Genomic DNA, 16194 nt, shown 5'->3' on the forward strand with positions numbered 1-16194 from the left:
GGAAAGCGAGTCGGGCGGCGGCGCGGGTACAGCGGCTATCGCAGACGAAGGCGCATCGGGGCGCGGGTTTGAAATCCCGGCGTCAAGCGGACACGAACCCTGCATCGGCCGTTCATCGTGTGCACTATAGTGAAATCCACGCTGGCGCGCTCAGATGGCCGGGAGACCATGCGGCAGCGCGGGTGACGAACGGAAGGACCACAACAGGCATCACGTCACCTTCTGGTCCCATTCAGGAAACATGACGTCTGGCGCTGTCGTCAAGCATCCTTATTCGCAGCTTCCCGCCGGGCATCACTGTCCGCGCTTCGACCGAGCCCCTCACCTGGCGATACGCACTATACAAATCCCGGATAGTGCTTGAGAAGCGTTATGCCACGCGGCTCAAGGCCGATCGGTCGACCAAACGCGCCTGCGTTTAGGGGTTGCCCCGCATAGGCGGCGCCAATATCCCGCCACTAGTATCCCCGCCAAGCCTCGGTTGGTTCGCAAAGCGAAACTATGTTCGTATGACGAACAACAAAAATTGCTCTAAGGACAGGCGACGGAGATCGATGAAAATTTCAACGTTATTCGTGGGCGGGTTCAGTCTGGTCAGCGCATCAGCATTCGCGCAAAGCAGCGTGACTTTGTACGGAATCCTTGATACCGGCGTTGAATATGTATCGCATGCGAATGCGGCGGGCGACCATGTCGTGCGCATGCCCGGGATCACCGAACCTGTTCTATCTCGGCGCGGCGTATCAGATCACCCGGGCGTTCACGCTGGATGGCGAGGTCTTCCGTATCACTAACGCTGAACAGGATGCACGCGCCACCATGGGCACGCTGCGGGGCACATATTCGCTGTCCAAGGCCACGGCGATGTATCTGCAGGGCTCGTATCTGAGCAATAGCTCGCAGGGGTGGCACTCCCTCAAATCGGGGGGCGGCGGCACCACGCTTCCTGCCGGACAAAACCAGACCGGCTTGATGGCAGGCATTCGTCACGCGTTCTAAGCGGGAATAGAACAGGGAATAGGGAACAAGGAGCACGCGGCAAGGACCGCGCCGCTCCTCAAGCAGTGGGTGTTTTCAGCGTAAGTGCGAGCTTTCAGGATCGGATACACCGGACTAAACTGAGTGCGACTCGACAGACCGGCAGCGTGCCCGACGGTCTTGCCGTTCACCCAATCTTCGTCAGTGCCGGTCATCGCTTGTAGTAAGCGTCCTAGCAGTCAGCAACTCCGCGTCGTCCAGCATGCCCCGAAACGACGTAACAAAACAAAGGATGAGACATGAGCAGGAGTTCGTCAGTCGACGTTCAGACCTTCATCAATGAACACCCGTTCGGCGGGTTTCAATGGCTGATTTTTGCAATGTGCTTTGTCATCGTCCTGCTGGACGGATTCGACACAGCCGCTATCGGGTTCATCGCCCCGTCGCTGATTACCGAGTGGAATATCAGCAGGCCCGCGCTTGCTCCGGTGCTTAGCGCCGCGTTGTTCGGGCTGGCGTTCGGTGCGCTCCTCGCCGGTCCGCTTTCCGACCGCCTGGGACGGCGCATTCTTCTGATTGCATCGGTCGTGATCTTCGGTGTCGCTTGTCTGGCATCCGCTTTCTCCGGGGATCTCACGCACCTGACGATACTGCGCTTCATCACGGGTCTCGGACTGGGCGCAGCCATGCCGAATGCGGTGACGATCATGAGCGAGTTCTGCCCGGATCGCCGGCGCGCAACCCTGATCAACCTGATGTTCTGCGGCTTTCCGCTTGGAGCCGCGTTCGGCGGTTTTCTCGCGGCGTGGATGATTCCCGCTTTCGGATGGCGCAGCGTTCTGATGCTCGGCGGAATGACTCCGCTGCTGCTGGCGGTCTTGCTGCTCATCGCCCTTCCGGAGTCGGTGCGTTACCGGGTCGCCCATGCGCATCCGGTCGACAAGATTCGCGCAACGCTTAGCCGTATTGGCCGGAGCGCCGTCGACGCCACGTCGTTCGTGATGACGGAACAGGCTCAGGCCGTGCCGGGGAAAAGCGGTATGCGGCTAGTGCTGTCGCGGGAGTACATCGTTGGGTCGGTGATGCTTTGGCTGACCTATTTCATGGGACTTGTCATCTTCTATGCATCGATCAACTGGATGCCGATCCTGCTTAAAGAGGCGGGTCTGAGCGCGCAGCGCGCCACGCTGATTTCCGCGCTGTTCCCGCTTGGCGGCGTGGGCGCGGTGCTGTGCGGCGTGTTGATGGACCGCTTCAATCCGAACCGCATCATTGGAGCATGCTACGCATTGACCGCTATCAGCGTGTATTGCATTGGTCACGCGGTCGGCAATATCAGCTTGCTGATCGTCGTCGTTTTTGCGGCCGGCGTGCTGATGAATACGGCGCAGTCATCCATGCCCGCACTGGCGGCTGCGTTCTATCCGACTCAGGGGCGCGGCACCGGCGTTGCATGGATGCTCGGCATTGGCCGGTTTGGTGGTATTGCGGGTTCGTTCCTGGTCGCTGAACTGACCCGGCAGCACTTCAGTTTCGAAAACATCTTCGCTGTCGTGGCGGTACCCGGCGTGATCGCCTGCATTGCGTTGCTGATCAAGCAAGCCGTTCAACCGCGATCCGCGAACGTCAAGGTCAGCGACATAGGAACGGTTTCGCACTAGTCGCGCAGACGACACGCAAAAAAAGCCCGCGCCCCTCTCGAAGGCGCGGGTTAAAGCTTCCGGAGCGTCGCCGCCAGGAGAAGGGGGACCCGGTGACGACGTAACCAAGCATAAGCGGTTCCGTCCGAAACAGGTCTTTCCCCATATATCTGTGTCTTACTTAACTTGTTCCAGATGCCCTGAGCGGGGATTTTCGTAAGGATCTGTATCAATGCGGGCGTGTTGCGCATCAGCTTTACACCGGCGGTCAGCCGTGGAGCCCCATTTTTCGCGAAGCCATCGCCGCGATGCGGACGACGAGCGGGCGAGGAAGCAATCGCGACAGCCAGGTCGCCATTCGTACGCTTGGGCGCCCCGGGTAGGCGACCGCTTTCTTGCGGTCGAAGGCTTCGAGTGTTTTAGTCGCTACGGATTCCGAACTATCCATGTCCTTGGGTGACACGTCGGTCGATACCCCGTCGAAGAAGCTCGTTGCCGTTGGCCCCGGGCAAGCCGCCATGACATGAACGCCCGTGCCGGCCAGCTCGTATTGCAGCGCTTCGCTGAAGGAAAGCACAAAAGCCTTGGTGGCGGCATAAGTGGCCATGTAAGGGAGAGGCTGAAAGCTCGCGTTGGATGCAAGGTTGATGATGCCGCCCCTGCCACGCTTTGTCATCGCGCTGCCGAGCAGATGGCTGAGCGCGACCAGCACCTGAACGTTCACCTGGATCTCCGCGTGTTCCTTCATGGGATCGTGTGAGAGGAAGCTGCCGGTCAGGCCAAGCCCTGCGTTGTTCACCAGCAGGTCGACCTGAATGCGGCGGCGTTCGAGTTCATCGCCAATATGGCGAGCGGCGTCAGCATGGGCAAGATCAATGCTAAGCGCTACGGTTTGCACGCCGTGTCGGGTATTCAGCTCCTCCGCCAGCGTCTGCAAGGCATCGCCGGACCGGGCTACCAGCACGAGATTCATTCCGCGTGCGGCAAGCGCATGCGCGAAGGCCTTGCCTAGTCCTTTTGATGCCCCTGTAATGAGGGCGGTTGAGCCTCGATAACCAAACATGTCCTGCTCCTTATAGCGATGGATCTGTGTTCACGTCGCGAACACGGGGGTAGTCGGATACGCGTTCAGCAAACCTCGGCGGCGTCACTGACCTCGACCGGGGTTTCTGCTTTCGGCAAGGCGGGATAGTCGGTATAACCGCGCTCATCGCCACCAAACAGCGTGCTGCCATCGAAGGCGGCCAGCGGCAGATCTTCGGCGAGCCGGCGGACAAAGTCGGGATTGGCGACGAAGGGCCGGCCGAAGGCAACCAGGTCGGCGTAGCCTTTTGACAGCACCCACTCGGCGCGCGCCTTGTCGTATTTGCCGGCAACAATGATCGGCCGCGTGTACCGGGCACGGATGGCCTGGCGGAAAGTCTCGGTGAACTGCGGTGCGTCCTCCCAGTCCGCTTCAACCAGATGGAGATAAGCAATGCCGCGCGCCTGAAGAAATTCGGCGGCCTCGAGAATCGTCGGCAGGATGTCGGGGCAGTCCATGCCTCGTGCCGTCAGGAACGGGGCGAGGCGAATGGCGGTGCGATCGGCGCCAATCTCGTTCGCTACCGCCTCGACAACCTCCTTGAGAAAGCGCAGACGGTTCTCACGCGAACCACCGTATTCGTCGGTGCGAAGATTGGACGTCGTACGCAGGAACTGGTCGATGAGGTAGCCATTGGCGCCGTGGATTTCAACACCGTCGAAACCCGCTTCCATCGCGTTACGTGCCGCCCGGCGGAAATCTGCGACTACGCTCGCGATCTCCTCGAGGGCAAGCGCACGCGGTGTCGGGCTGTCGACCATCGCGCCTGCGCCGGTGTCCGGATCGACCTTCCAGATCTGGCCGTCGAAGGCAACGGCGGACGGAGCCACCGGCAGTTGACCATCGTGAAAGTCCGGGTGCGACATGCGCCCCACGTGCCAGAGCTGCGCGAAGATCCGGCCGCCGGCTGCGTGAACCGCATCGGTCGCGAGGCGCCATCCGGCGACCTGCTCGGGACTATAGATACCAGGGGTGAAGGAGTAACCCTTGCCTTGGGGCGAGATCTGGGTGGCCTCGGTCACGATCAGGGCGGCGCTGGCGCGCTGGGCGTAATAGCGCGCGTTCATTGCATTGGGGATATCGCCGGGCTGGGTGCTACGCGCCCTCGTCATGGGCGCCATGACCACGCGATGAGCGAGCGGGTGGCCGGCGACGACGGTCGGAGTGAAGAGTGACGAGGCAGTGGTCGACATGATTGCGAATCCGGGTTGGTTGACGATGTGCCCATTGTGCAAAGCCCGCTGCATTTTGATAACGGGTGTACGATTTGAAGCATTTTCAAAAAGAATGGAAATATCGTGGAGACCCTTGGCGACATCCGGCTTTTTGTAGAGACGGCAAACCTCGGCGGCCTGTCGGCCGCGGGCCGCAAGCTGGGGCTATCTCCTGCCGCCGCAAGCGCACGGCTGGTGAAGCTGGAGGCGAGCCTGAATGCCCGGCTCTTTGAGCGGACGACGCGGCAGTTACGGCTGACGGAAGAAGGCCGGACGTATCTCGCCCATTGTCAGCAGGCCATCCAGGCGCTTGACGACGCGCGTGCAGCACTGCAGGCGGGTCGAAGCGTGGTTCGCGGGAAGGTGAGGGTGTCGGCGACGTCGGATTTCGGCCGTCATGTCCTTAGGGGCTGGCTCGACGAATTCAATGTTCTGTATCCCGAGGTCACGATCGTGCTGGTATTGTCGGATTCCTTGTCGAACCTGATGCAGGACGACATCGACCTCGTCATCCGCTTCGGCGTGCCGGCAGATAGCTCGCTTGTCGCCCGCCGGTTGGCGCTGAACCGGCGGGTTTTATGCGCGTCGCCGGCGTATCTGGAATTACATGGCATTCCTGATCATCCGGGAGATCTGGACCGGTTCGACTACATCGTGCTCAGCTCCGCCTCCGGGCCTGCGAATGAATGGCGATTCAGCCGCGGCAGCGAAGTCGAGACCTTTACCGTTCCCCTTGAGGGTGCGCGGGAAACTAACGACGGCGCGCTCGCAAGGGAGTGGGCTGTCGACGGTCATGGCATTGTGATGAAGTCGGTCTGGGACATTGGAGCGGACTTGCGAGCGGGGAGACTGCAAATCCTGATGCCGGAGTGGCGTTCTCCCGATGTTCCCGTCCATGCCCTGTATCAACGTAGCCGGTACATGGCGCCACGCGTTCGTGCACTTCTTGATTTCCTGATCGAGCGCTTTGATACGGTATCCGGTGACCTGGAGGCGTATCTCGATCCGGTGCGTTGAACCCCGCCGTTAAACCTCGCTCTCGATGCGGCTCCCCATCGGGCTCCCCATCGCATTGTTCGGAATGAACGTTTCATTCAGGAAGTCGCGGGTGTACGAGCTTGGGGTCTTGCCTGTGAATGAAGAAAAGGCCAGCGTAAAAGCGGCCACGCTATTGAAGCCCACTTCCAGAGCCGTCTGTGTGACGGACAGGCGCTTGCGGGTCATCAGTTCGATCGCGCGCGCCATGCGCAACTCCTGCAAGAAACGGCGCCAGCTCATTCCCAGCTCATCCTGGAAGTATCGGCGCAGCGTACGCACCGACGTGCCCGCCGCTTCCGCCGCCAGTTCGATAGTCGCCGAGTCCAGCCGCGTGCGGGTATAAGCAATCGCGCGCTTGAGCGCGGGCGACTCGCCGAACGGAATCCACATCATCCGCGAGCACTCGAACCAGTCCTTGCACAGGAGGCCCAGCGCCTGGAAGTAAGCGTTGGCAACGGCGTCGTCGTCGGCGCGTTCACGGCCCCAGCGCAGCGCGTAGCCGAACATCTCGCGCGCCAGCCCGCTGACCGGTGCTGCCCAGCAGCCTTCGTGCTGCCACACCGTATGTTGCGCGCCAAGGTGCGCCACCACGACTACCGCATCGGCGCTGGTGTAGAGCCGGTAGGGCCGGCTATGCGGGATAAAAACCATATGGGCGGGCAACAGCAACCACTGGCCGTGCGGCCCTTCGAGTTTCAGGCGGCCTTGCTCGACGCACAGGATCTTGTTCTTCGCATCGCCGCGCGAGCCGATCACCGCCTTGCCCGGCTCCACGCGTTCAACACATTCCGGCAACGGGTCGCCGCATCGAAACGGATTGTCCGGATCGTCATCGGGCATTGTCCAGTCGATGAGTTCGTCGCTCTCTTTCATGATGTCTCGCTCCATTCTTCAGTTTTTTGCGGTCAATCTGCGCTGGCCGTTTTTCGATGTTGGGCTGGCCGATTTTCGATGGGCGGCCGCGAATACCTCGTCCAATAATAGTAAAAACAAAAAAACGATATGACAAACACTAAATTCGGCCAACGGCTGATGGATGGATTGAGACATGTCTTCAACGATGCAACCCGCGGCCGCCCCGCGTGCAGCACCGCGTATTCCCGTGCTCGAGGTGCGCGGCGTCGGCAAGCGCTTCAACGGCGTGAGCACACTGGAGGACGTCAGCTTCGACGTTGCCGCTGGTGAAATCGTCGCGCTGCTTGGCGAGAACGGCGCGGGCAAATCCACCCTGATCAAGATATTGGCCGGTGTGCACGCACCGTCGAGCGGCACGCTGTTGTTTCAAGGCGCACTGACGGATGCGCGCGCCATGCGCGGCCGCGTCGCGTTCGTGCATCAGGATCTGGGACTCGTCGACTGGATGACCGTTGCCGAGAACATCGCGCTCGCGACTGCCTATGCGAAGCGGCGTGGCCTGATTTCCTGGGGGGCGGTGCGGGCGTCTGCCGACGCGGCGCTTGCGCTGGTGGGCGGCGACATTGACCCTGAGCAGCGCGTATTCACCTTGTCGCGCGCGGAGAAATCACTGGTGGCGATTGCGCGTGGCCTGTCGAGCCGCGCCGACCTGCTGGTCCTCGACGAACCGACCGCAAGCCTGCCGGAAAGCGAAGTGCAGCGCCTGCACCGCGTGCTGTTGGGACTGCGCGAGCAAGGTGTCGCGATGATCTATGTATCGCATCGGCTGGACGAGGTGTTTGCTCTATCCGATCGCATTGTGGTGCTGCGCGATGGCCGGCGCGTCGCGCAGCAGAACACGGCCGACACCGCGCCTGCCGAATTGATTCGCCATATTGTCGGACGTGAGCCCGAGTCGCTTTTCGTGCGGCCGCCCGCGCCGGGTGCGGCGCCTGTTGCATTGTCGGTGCGCAGGTTGCACACGGAAGAAGCCGGACCGCTGAACTTCGATGTCCGTCGCGGCGAGATCCTCGGACTGGTCGGCTTGCGTGGCGCCGGACACGACTCGCTCGGCAAGGCGCTGTTCGGCGCGGCGCCGATCCTCTCCGGCACCGTGCTGCTCAACGGCGAGCAAGTGGACTTGTCCTCTCCCGGTGCGGCAGTGGCGAACGGCTTGTGCCTGGTGGCGGGTGACCGCTACGGTGAGTCGATAGGACCCGGCCTCAGCGTTCGCGAGAATCTCTTTCTCAATCCTCGCGCAAGCGGCCGCAAGGGGCTGCATATGCGCTCTGCGGCCAGCGAAACCGACGAAGCGCTGGCGCTTGGACGGCGCGTTGCGCTGCGCCCGAACGATCCCGCTGCATTGATCGAAACCCTCTCCGGCGGCAATCAGCAGAAGGTCGTGATCGCGCGGTGGCTGCGCATTGGCGCGCATGTGCTGATTCTGGAGGACCCGACTGCAGGCGTTGATATTGGCGCCAAGGCGGAAATTTACCGGTTGCTTGGGGAGGCGGTGCGCACCGGGATGGCAGTAGTGCTGATCTCGTCGGACTTCGAGGAGACCGCCCAGATCTGCCATCGCGCGTTGGTGTTTCGAACAGGCACGATTGCTCGTGAGTTGCCGCTCGACCAGCTCAGCGTGTCGGAGTTGCTGCATTGCGCGTCGCTCGACTATGGCGTGACGCCCGTCGATGTTGTTCCACTTACTGCCTGAGGTACCCCATGCAATCGCTCAAATCCAACGCGCTCGAGCCGACGCGCCGTGAACTCGCCGGCCTCTCGCCGTTCTCCCGCTTCGTGCGTCTGTTGCCCGTGTTCGGCTTGCCGATCCTCACGCTCGCGCTCATCGTGCTGTTCTCGCTGATCCTGCCCGACACGTTTCCCACTTTGCTGAACGTGCGCTCGATCGTCGGCGATAAATCAATCATCGCCATCCTCGCTCTTGCCGCAATGATCCCGATGGCCACCGGCCGCATCGACCTGACAGTTGGCTACGGGATCGTGCTGTGGCACATCCTTGCCATCAGCCTGCAGACTTCCTATGGGATCGACTGGCGGGTAGCGGTGGTCATTGTTCTTGCACTTGGCGCGCTGCTGGGCTTGCTCAACGGGCTTTTGGTCGAAGTCGCGCAAATCGATTCGTTCATCGCCACACTGGGAACAGGCACCGTGCTGTACGCCATCGCGATGTGGCATACCGGCGGGCGTCAGGTCATTGGCACCTTGCCCGACGCATTCACGTCCATTTTTACCACGTCATTATTCGGACTGCCAATCGCTGCGACGTATGTGGTGGTAATCGCCGTGGTGTTATGGATCGCGTCCGACTACCTGCCGATGGGCCGCTATCTTTACGCGATCGGCGCCAACTCGCGTGCTGCCGCGCTCAATGGTATCCCCGCACGCCGCTATGTGATTCTTGCTTTCGTCAGCTCGGGCGTACTGACGGCTTTCGCCGGAATCGTGCTGGCGGCCAAGCTGCGCATCGGCCAGGCCAGCGTCGGACTCGACTACCTGCTGCCCGCGCTGGTTGGCGCGTTCCTCGGCTCGACCACGATCAAGCCCGGTAGGGTCAACGTATGGGGCACGGTGTTCGGTGTGTCGATCCTGGCGGTCGGCATAGCGGGGATCCAGCAGCTGGGTGGCGACTTCTACGTCGAACCGCTCTTCAACGGCGCCACGCTGCTGGTTGCAATCGGCATAGCGGGGTACACGCAGCGGCGCCGCCGCAGCCCGCGCAAGCCCATTCAAGTCACTGCGCCGGGCGAAACCGATGGATCGGCCGGAGCGCTGCCGCCTGCGCCGTCACGCACTGAACGTAGCGAGTGAACCGCACTGACATAACTAACAGGAGACACCATGAAGCAGCGTCTGATCATCCCCCTTTGTGCCGCGCTGGCCGCAGCTTGCGCATTGAGCGCACGCGCTGACGACACGTTTCTGGCCGTTGCGAAGGCCTACACCGCGCAGGCGACGAAGTCGGGTCAACCGTGGAGCGGACCGACCACCGGACCCGCCGCACAGCATGGAAAGACAATCGTGTTCGTATCGGCGGATCAACGCGACAGCGGGCCGCGCGGCGTAGCGGAAGGCGTCAAGGAAGCGGCGGGTGCAATCGGCTGGAACTTTCGCCTGATCGATGGCCAGGGGTCCATCTCCGGACGTTCGGCCGCAATGAACCAGGCCATTGCACTCAAGCCCGACGGCATCGTGCTCGGCAGCGTTGACGCGAGGGAGCAGGCTTCGTTGATCCATCAGGCCGTTGCGAGCGGTATCAAGGTTGTAGGCTGGCATTCGCTGCCGAAGCCCGGCCCCGCTTTGCGGGAAGGGTTCGTCACCAACCTCGCGACAGACCCGCTCGACGTGGCGAAGGCTGCGGTGATGTATGTGATCGCGCAGTCGAACGGCAAGGCGGGCGTGGTTATCTTCACGGACTCCACCTACGAGATCGCAACGGCCAAATCCAGCGCAATGGCGGATCTGGTCAAGCAGTGCACCGGTTGCCAGTTGCTGAAGATAGAGGACACGCCGCTATCGGACACAGCAACGCGCATTCCACAACTTACCTCGACCATGCTGCAGCGCTACGGCGCGAAGTGGACGTGGGCGCTGGCTATCAACGACCTGCCGTTCGATTTCATGTCTCCCGCGCTGCAGCAAGCCGGCTACAAGGGTTCCGGGCCGCTGCTTGGGGTATCGGCGGGCAATGGCAGCGAGTCGGCGTTCCAGCGTATCCGCACCGGCGACTATCAGGCGGCGACGGTAGCCGAGCCGGTGTCGCTGCATGGCTGGCAGGCGGTGGACGAACTGAACCGCGCGTTTGCCGGGGCGCCGGTGAGCGGCTACACGGCGCCGGTGCATCTGGTGACGGCAACCGATATTGCGTACGACAGCGGGAAGATGAACCGCTATGACCCGGACAATCATTATCGCGATGTGTATCGACGCATCTGGGGCGTGAAATAACCGAGGTCGTTCATATCTTTGCGATGATCCCGATCTTATGATCGGTACTCCGTATTATTGAAAACTCCCACTGCCCGGTGCGTGCATCGGCACGGGAGATCGAAGGCAACAGAATTCCTGGACCCATGTTCCCGCCATGACTGACATTCAATTACCCGTTCCTGATTTTTCCCGCAACATGCGCTTGATTGGCCACAGCGATCAGGGAGGCCGCGCCGACGGCGTGCAACTGATGGTGCATCGCGGTTACGCCTATATCGGCCATATGTTCTCGAAGGGTTTCAGTGTCGTGGATGTGCGCGACCCCCGTCGTCCCGCCGCGGTGGCTTACGTGCCCGCGCCGCCGAACACATGGAACATCCACTTGCAGACGCATGACGACCTGCTGCTCGTCATCAACGCTAAGGACATGTTCGCGGCCACTGAGTTCCAGGACGAACGTGCGTATTACGCTGGCGCGCTCGGCAAAAAGGTCGGCACCGCGCAACGCTCGTCGGGCGAGCGCAACTGGCGGGCGGGGCTGGCTGTGTACGACATCTCGAAGGGTGACGCGCCGCGTGAGATCGGCTTCATGCCAGTAGAGGGCGGCGGTATTCACCGGGTCTGGTACACAGGCGGCCGTTGGGCGTATGCGTCTGCGCTGCTCGACGGTTTTTCAGACTACATCTTCATCACGATCGATATGTCCGACCCGTGCCATCCGCGCGAAGCGGGGCGTTTCTGGCTAGCGGGCATGCATGTTGCCGCCGATGAAATGCCACTGTGGCCGGCGGCGCGGCGCTACGGTCTGCATCATCCGATTGTTCACGGCGACACGGCCTATTGCGCATGGCGCGACGCCGGACTGGTCATGCTCGACGTGGCCGATCGCAGCGCGCCGAAGCTGATCACGCACCGTAACTGGTCGCCGCCGTTCGGTGGCGGAACGCACAACTGCCTCCCTCTGCCCGACCGCGATCTGCTGGTCGTGCTCGACGAGGCAGTGCTCGACCATCAGGAGGACGGCGAGAAATTCATCTGGCTGTTCGATGTCCGCGAGCCGTCCAATCCAGTCAGCATTTCGACGTTTCCATCGCCTCATGAGATCGAGTACCGGCAGAAGCCCGGTCATTTCGGTCCGCATAACCTGCATGAGAATCGGCCGGGCAGCCTCGTCAGTTCCCGGCTGATCTTCGCGACCTATCAGAATGCGGGCGTGCGGGTATTTGACATCGGCGATCCGTACCGGCCGGTTGAGGTCGGGGCGTTTGTGCCGCCGCAGCCAGCGGGTTTGATGGATCATCGTCCGAACCGGCCTAAGGTTATCCAGTCCTCCGATGTATTCGTCGATGCAGAAGGACTGGTGTATTCAACCGACTACAACGGTGGTCTCTACATTCTTGAATTTCAGCGCTAGGCCGATGAAGGGGAATACGCAGGACATCACGCTGCTTGAACGGATCGGCGCGCGCCGTCAGGCGATGCACCTGACGGAGTTGCTCGCGCGGGTTTGGCGAGGAGTGAACCCCTCAACCTCACGATATGGCGGCGCCCTTGATCTCGGCCGCGGGCCTGGAAGCTCGCGCGCTGGCTTGCATCCGGACTTCAAGCAAGCGGTTGATCGCAATTGATCCGGCTACCGCGCACAGCATGGGCACGAGGAAGTCGTGATCGACGCGTGTGAATTCGACCATGAGGACGAGCGCGGTGATCGGCATTTTCATCGATGAAGCGAGAAAGGCGGTGGCCCCGACAATCGCGAAAGCACCCATGGGCGTACCTGGCCACATCAACGTCCAGATGCCGCCCAGCACAATGGCCAGCAGCGCGCCGTTAGACATGCCGGGGGTGAGCAAGCCGCCCTGGGCACCCGCGCGCAGGCTGCTGGTGGTGATGGCTACCTTGATGATCAACAGCGTTGCTGCAAGGCCAATGGTCAACTCACTGCTGAAGCCCAGTTGCGCAGGTGTCTTGCCATTGCCGAGGATCTGCGGAAACCACACCGCAAGCAAGCCGATGATCAGGAAGTTGACGAGCGAGAGAAGCGGTAGCGCCCATGCTTTCGGTGCTCCCGCGCGGGCCGTTGTCGTCAACTGGACAAACGCGAACGCGGCCACGCCGAATAGGGGACCGGTGACAATGGACCACGTCACAAGGTTTGCGCTCAGCCCGAAGTGCGGCACGACGTATTGCGATGCATCGCCAAGGCCAAGCCACGCGACCACGGCCGCGATGACCGAAGTGACCAGCGCGGGAATCACGACGCGCATCTCGAACGACCGCAGCAATACTTCCAGTACAAAGATCGCTCCGCCAAACGGAACGTTGTACACGGCGGCAAGACCGGCGCCTGCGCCACAGGCCACCATCAGGCGGGTTTGCTCGACGGTGAGCCCGGCGTAATGCGCCAGCCACCCTGCAAGCAGCGAGCCAATCTCGCGAGGCGCGACTTCGCGGCCGAGCGGCGAGCCAAGCGCAACGGTAATGATCTGGAGCACCGCATGCGCGGTCGTGGTGACGGGAGGCATGCGCGGGTCGTCGGATGCAACCGCTTTCTTGATGCTGACCAGTGGCCGCCCATAACGATAGATGACGAACCAGCCGCAGCCTGCAATGAGACCGCAGAGCCCGAGTACGGCGATCCGGCGGCCAGCGGTTGCAGTCTCGACACCCTCATAGAAACTCTCGTTCCCGATCAGATGCGTGATGCTGTAGCCGTACGCGACATGCTGGAGAAAATGCAGGAGCAAGGCCAGCGTCATGCCGCCCAAGCCGGCGCCGATCCCGGTAAGAACGGTGACCACCGCGAACCTGATGAGTGGGCTGCCGGGAACGCGCGGGCGGGGTGATTGAGCGAGCATCGACGAATGTCAGTGATATGAAAATGAAAGGGGCATCCGGCTGAGCATCCTTGTGCTCGTCGGCTAAGCATAGTTAAAAACCGCAATTAGCGTGAACCCGAATCTATCGCTTGAGGAATCAGGCGTCAAATTCATTTATTTTATTAATTAATGTGCTTACCGCATGATTCCCGTGATCCAGCCAAGGGTTACGACCCGCTTTGCGCGGGCCCCTTTAGCCGTTCAAGCAGCGAACTGATCAGATCGATCGGCATGGGGAAAACAATGGTCGAGTTCTTGTCGCCCGCTATGGTCGTCAGTGTCTGCAGATAGCGCAGTTGCATGGCTTGCGGCGCTTGAGCGAGCATTTGCGCCGCCTGCAGCAGCTTTTCCGATGCCTGCAGCTCGCCTTCCGCATGAATGATCTTCGCGCGCCGCTCGCGCTCGGCTTCAGCCTGGCGGGCAATCGCGCGCACCATGGTTTCGTTCAGGTCGACGTCCTTGATCTCGACATTCGACACCTTGATGCCCCATGCATCGGTCTGCGCATCGAGCACCTTTTGAATGTCCATGTTCAGACGTTCGCGCTCCGCCAGCAGTTCGTCGAGTTCATGCTTGCCGAGAATCGCGCGCAGGGTTGTCTGTGACAACTGGCTGGTTGCTTCGAAGAAACGGGCCACCTGGATGACGGCCTTCTCAGGATCGACCACGCGAAAGTAGACCACCGCGTTCACCTTCACGGACACGTTGTCGCGAGTGATCACGTCTTGCGGCGGGACGTCGAAGACCACGGTGCGCAGGTCCATTCTCACCACTTGCTGCACCGCCGGAATGATGAGGACAAGACCGGGGCCCTTGACCTTCCAGAAGCGGCCAAGCATGAAGACCACGCCGCGCTCGTATTCGCGAAAGATCCGTATTGCCGAGAACAGGATGAGGACGACCAGCGCCAGCAAGACGCCGCTAAAGCCAAACGTGAATCCGACCATCATTTTTCTCCTTGTTTTACGTCGTCCAGCCGCGCCACGCTCAGCGTGAGTCCATGACGCCCAAGCACTCGCACCCGCTCCCCGCGTGCGAGCAATGCAGGGGCTGTGTAGTCTGCGTCGTCTCCATGGTCTGGGTTGTCTTCCTGGTAGCGCACACGCCACCGCTCACCATGCACGCGAGCCCAGCCGCTGTCGCTTGGCGCCACGTCCTCCAGCATCTCGCCAATGCTGCCAAGCAGCGCTTCCGAGCCGCTCACCACCGGCCGCCGGCGTGCCCGCAACGCGATGCTCGAGACGACGAACACGAACAGCGCGGTGGCGAGGGTCAGGCCGATCACGAGCGGTACCGGAATGCCGTAGCCGGGGGTATCGGTGCGAAACAGCATGAGCGCGCCCATCGCAAACGCGACAATGCCGCCGAAGCCGAGGGTGCCGAACGTGGGCAAGAAAATCTCCGCGACGAGAAAGGCGATGCCGAGAAGGACCAACCCCAGTCCGGCAAAGTCGACGGGCAGCAGTTGCAATGCAAACAGGCCCAGCATCATGCTGATCGCGCCGGCAACACCGGGTAATGCGAGGCCGGGATTCGCGAACTCGAAGAAGAGTCCGTACATGCCGAGCGTGATGAGAATGAGTGCGACGCTTGGGTCGGTGATGGTCGCAAGAAAGCGGCTGCGCCAGTCGGGTGCGATCGTCACTACGACTGCGCCGGACGTAGCAAGCACACGATCGCCCGCGATCGTGCGCACATGCCGGCCGTTGAGTTTCGCGAGCAGGTCGGGCACGTCGGATGCGTTCAGGTCGATCACGTTCTGCGCGAGCGCTTCGCTGGCCGACAGGCTGACTGCTTCGCGCACGGCGCGTTCCGCCCACTGCACATTGCGGCCGCGCAGCTGCGCGAGGCCGCGTATGTAGGCCGCCGCGTCCTGCACTTGCTTGGTGGTCTCGGTGGATACCGGATTCAAGCCGGCGGCCGCTGATGTGCCCTGGTCTGTCTTGGCCGGGCCTGGTTCAGGCTCTGTGGAGCCGCCCGCGGCGATACGAATGGGTGTGGCGGCACCGAGGTTGGTGCCGGGCGCCATGGCCGCAATATGGCTTGCATAGACAATATAGGTGCCCGCGCTGGCCGCTCGCGCGCCCCCCGGAGCAATGAACGCTGCAACGGGAACGGGCGAAGCGAGAATGGCCTTGATGATCGAGCGCATCGACTGGTCGAGCCCGCCGGGCGTGTCGATCTCGAGCACGGCCAGTTGAGCGCGTTGCTCCGCCGCACGGGTAAGCGCGCGAACGACGAAGTCGGCGCTTGCCGGACCGACCGCACCGTCAAGCGGAATGACCACGACGACCGGGCTGGCGGCCGCTGCGCCGCAGAGCATCAGCCCCGCGAAAAAGGCGGCAGCTTTGCGCAACAGGAGGCCCGCTGTGCCGGAAAGCGCGTGCACGGCATCCGGGTGAAACAAGCGGGACGGATAGCGTTCCATCACGATAAGAGCGGCGTTTGCGAACAGGATGACGCCGGCTCAACGAGGGTTGCCTGACATTAAGCTTATGCCAAATTAAGCGCATACCAAG

The 16194-nt window shown here is 61.7% G+C and carries 13 protein-coding genes and 1 pseudogene; 8 read left to right on the forward strand and 6 right to left on the reverse strand.

Annotated elements, in window-relative coordinates:
- Window positions 1-554 precede the first annotated feature (554 nt).
- The 3 genes and pseudogenes from AWB69_RS50570 to AWB69_RS23815 form a co-directional block, all read left to right on the forward strand.
- A pseudogene (locus tag AWB69_RS50570) lies at window positions 555-717 on the forward strand (porin); the annotation flags it as partial.
- A complete protein-coding gene (locus tag AWB69_RS49550; RefSeq protein ID WP_062089282.1) occupies window positions 661-999 on the forward strand; it encodes a porin family protein in 339 nt (112 codons plus the stop codon). The pseudogene AWB69_RS50570 and the gene AWB69_RS49550, both read left to right, overlap by 57 nt.
- Window positions 1000-1277: 278 nt before the next feature.
- Window positions 1278-2639, forward strand: a complete 1362-nt coding sequence (locus tag AWB69_RS23815; RefSeq protein WP_062089283.1) for an MFS transporter — start codon at window positions 1278-1280, stop codon at window positions 2637-2639.
- A gap of 247 nt (window positions 2640-2886) precedes the next feature.
- Here AWB69_RS23815 and AWB69_RS23820 read toward each other — a convergent pair whose 3' ends face one another.
- Together AWB69_RS23820 and AWB69_RS23825 are read right to left on the reverse strand one after the other, a co-directional pair.
- The gene (locus AWB69_RS23820) at window positions 2887-3681 is read right to left on the reverse strand and encodes an SDR family NAD(P)-dependent oxidoreductase (RefSeq protein WP_062089284.1); all 795 of its coding nucleotides are present in this window, start codon (window positions 3679-3681) and stop codon (window positions 2887-2889) included.
- A gap of 65 nt (window positions 3682-3746) precedes the next feature.
- Window positions 3747-4895, reverse strand: coding sequence for an alkene reductase (locus tag AWB69_RS23825; protein WP_062089328.1), 1149 nt, complete (start codon window positions 4893-4895; stop codon window positions 3747-3749).
- A gap of 105 nt (window positions 4896-5000) precedes the next feature.
- On the opposite strand from AWB69_RS23825, the gene AWB69_RS23830 reads away from it, so the two are divergent.
- Window positions 5001-5933 (forward strand): LysR family transcriptional regulator, encoded by a 933-nt coding sequence (locus tag AWB69_RS23830; protein ID WP_062089285.1) that lies wholly within the window; start codon window positions 5001-5003, stop codon window positions 5931-5933.
- A gap of 9 nt (window positions 5934-5942) precedes the next feature.
- Here AWB69_RS23830 and AWB69_RS23835 read toward each other — a convergent pair whose 3' ends face one another.
- Window positions 5943-6827: a helix-turn-helix domain-containing protein gene (locus tag AWB69_RS23835; RefSeq protein ID WP_062089286.1), complete on the reverse strand. Its 885-nt coding sequence runs from the start codon at window positions 6825-6827 to the stop codon at window positions 5943-5945.
- 175 nt (window positions 6828-7002) lie between these two features.
- On the opposite strand from AWB69_RS23835, the gene AWB69_RS23840 reads away from it, so the two are divergent.
- The 4 genes from AWB69_RS23840 (at window position 7003) to AWB69_RS23855 (ending at window position 12210) form a co-directional block, all read left to right on the forward strand.
- The gene (locus AWB69_RS23840) at window positions 7003-8562 is read left to right on the forward strand and encodes a sugar ABC transporter ATP-binding protein (RefSeq protein ID WP_231937213.1); all 1560 of its coding nucleotides are present in this window, start codon (window positions 7003-7005) and stop codon (window positions 8560-8562) included.
- Between the two features lie 8 nt (window positions 8563-8570).
- Window positions 8571-9677 carry an ABC transporter permease gene (locus tag AWB69_RS23845; protein WP_062089287.1) on the forward strand — a complete coding sequence of 369 codons (1107 nt, stop codon included), beginning with the start codon at window positions 8571-8573 and terminating at the stop codon, window positions 9675-9677.
- 30 nt (window positions 9678-9707) lie between these two features.
- Window positions 9708-10814, forward strand: coding sequence for a substrate-binding domain-containing protein (locus AWB69_RS23850; protein ID WP_062089288.1), 1107 nt, complete (start codon window positions 9708-9710; stop codon window positions 10812-10814).
- Between the two features lie 136 nt (window positions 10815-10950).
- Complete coding sequence (locus tag AWB69_RS23855; RefSeq protein WP_062089289.1) at window positions 10951-12210, forward strand: LVIVD repeat-containing protein; 1260 nt, start codon at window positions 10951-10953, stop codon at window positions 12208-12210.
- A gap of 118 nt (window positions 12211-12328) precedes the next feature.
- On the opposite strand, the gene AWB69_RS23860 is transcribed toward AWB69_RS23855, so the two are convergent.
- From AWB69_RS23860 to AWB69_RS23870, 3 genes are all read right to left on the reverse strand, one after another.
- A complete protein-coding gene (locus AWB69_RS23860) occupies window positions 12329-13654 on the reverse strand; it encodes a chloride channel protein (RefSeq protein ID WP_062089290.1) in 1326 nt (441 codons plus the stop codon).
- Window positions 13655-13842: 188 nt separating this feature from the next.
- Window positions 13843-14622 (reverse strand): slipin family protein, encoded by a 780-nt coding sequence (locus tag AWB69_RS23865; RefSeq protein ID WP_062089291.1) that lies wholly within the window; start codon window positions 14620-14622, stop codon window positions 13843-13845.
- Window positions 14622-15998, reverse strand: a complete 1377-nt coding sequence (locus AWB69_RS23870) for an NfeD family protein (RefSeq protein ID WP_062089330.1) — start codon at window positions 15996-15998, stop codon at window positions 14622-14624. The genes AWB69_RS23865 and AWB69_RS23870 overlap by 1 nt, the downstream gene beginning before the upstream one ends.
- Between the last annotated feature and the right edge of the window lie 196 nt (window positions 15999-16194).

The organism is Caballeronia udeis (assembly GCF_001544555.2).
Classification (GTDB): Bacteria; Pseudomonadota; Gammaproteobacteria; order Burkholderiales; family Burkholderiaceae; genus Caballeronia; species Caballeronia udeis.

What these genes read in the sequence shown, in the direction of transcription:
- AWB69_RS49550 (WP_062089282.1), top strand. Translation starts at nt 661, where the DNA reads ATGTATCGCATGCGAATGCGGCGGGCGACCATGTCGTGCGCATGCCCG.
- AWB69_RS23815 (WP_062089283.1), top strand. Translation starts at nt 1,278, where the DNA reads ATGAGCAGGAGTTCGTCAGTCGACGTTCAGACCTTCATCAATGAACAC.
- AWB69_RS23820 (WP_062089284.1), bottom strand. Translation starts at nt 3,681, where the DNA reads ATGTTTGGTTATCGAGGCTCAACCGCCCTCATTACAGGGGCATCAAAA.
- AWB69_RS23825 (WP_062089328.1), bottom strand. Translation starts at nt 4,895, where the DNA reads ATGTCGACCACTGCCTCGTCACTCTTCACTCCGACCGTCGTCGCCGGC.
- AWB69_RS23835 (WP_062089286.1), bottom strand. Translation starts at nt 6,827, where the DNA reads ATGAAAGAGAGCGACGAACTCATCGACTGGACAATGCCCGATGACGAT.
- AWB69_RS23840 (WP_231937213.1), top strand. Translation starts at nt 7,003, where the DNA reads ATGTCTTCAACGATGCAACCCGCGGCCGCCCCGCGTGCAGCACCGCGT.
- AWB69_RS23845 (WP_062089287.1), top strand. Translation starts at nt 8,571, where the DNA reads ATGCAATCGCTCAAATCCAACGCGCTCGAGCCGACGCGCCGTGAACTC.
- AWB69_RS23850 (WP_062089288.1), top strand. Translation starts at nt 9,708, where the DNA reads ATGAAGCAGCGTCTGATCATCCCCCTTTGTGCCGCGCTGGCCGCAGCT.
- AWB69_RS23855 (WP_062089289.1), top strand. Translation starts at nt 10,951, where the DNA reads ATGACTGACATTCAATTACCCGTTCCTGATTTTTCCCGCAACATGCGC.
- AWB69_RS23860 (WP_062089290.1), bottom strand. Translation starts at nt 13,654, where the DNA reads ATGCTCGCTCAATCACCCCGCCCGCGCGTTCCCGGCAGCCCACTCATC.
- AWB69_RS23865 (WP_062089291.1), bottom strand. Translation starts at nt 14,622, where the DNA reads ATGGTCGGATTCACGTTTGGCTTTAGCGGCGTCTTGCTGGCGCTGGTC.
- AWB69_RS23870 (WP_062089330.1), bottom strand. Translation starts at nt 15,998, where the DNA reads ATGCTCTGCGGCGCAGCGGCCGCCAGCCCGGTCGTCGTGGTCATTCCG.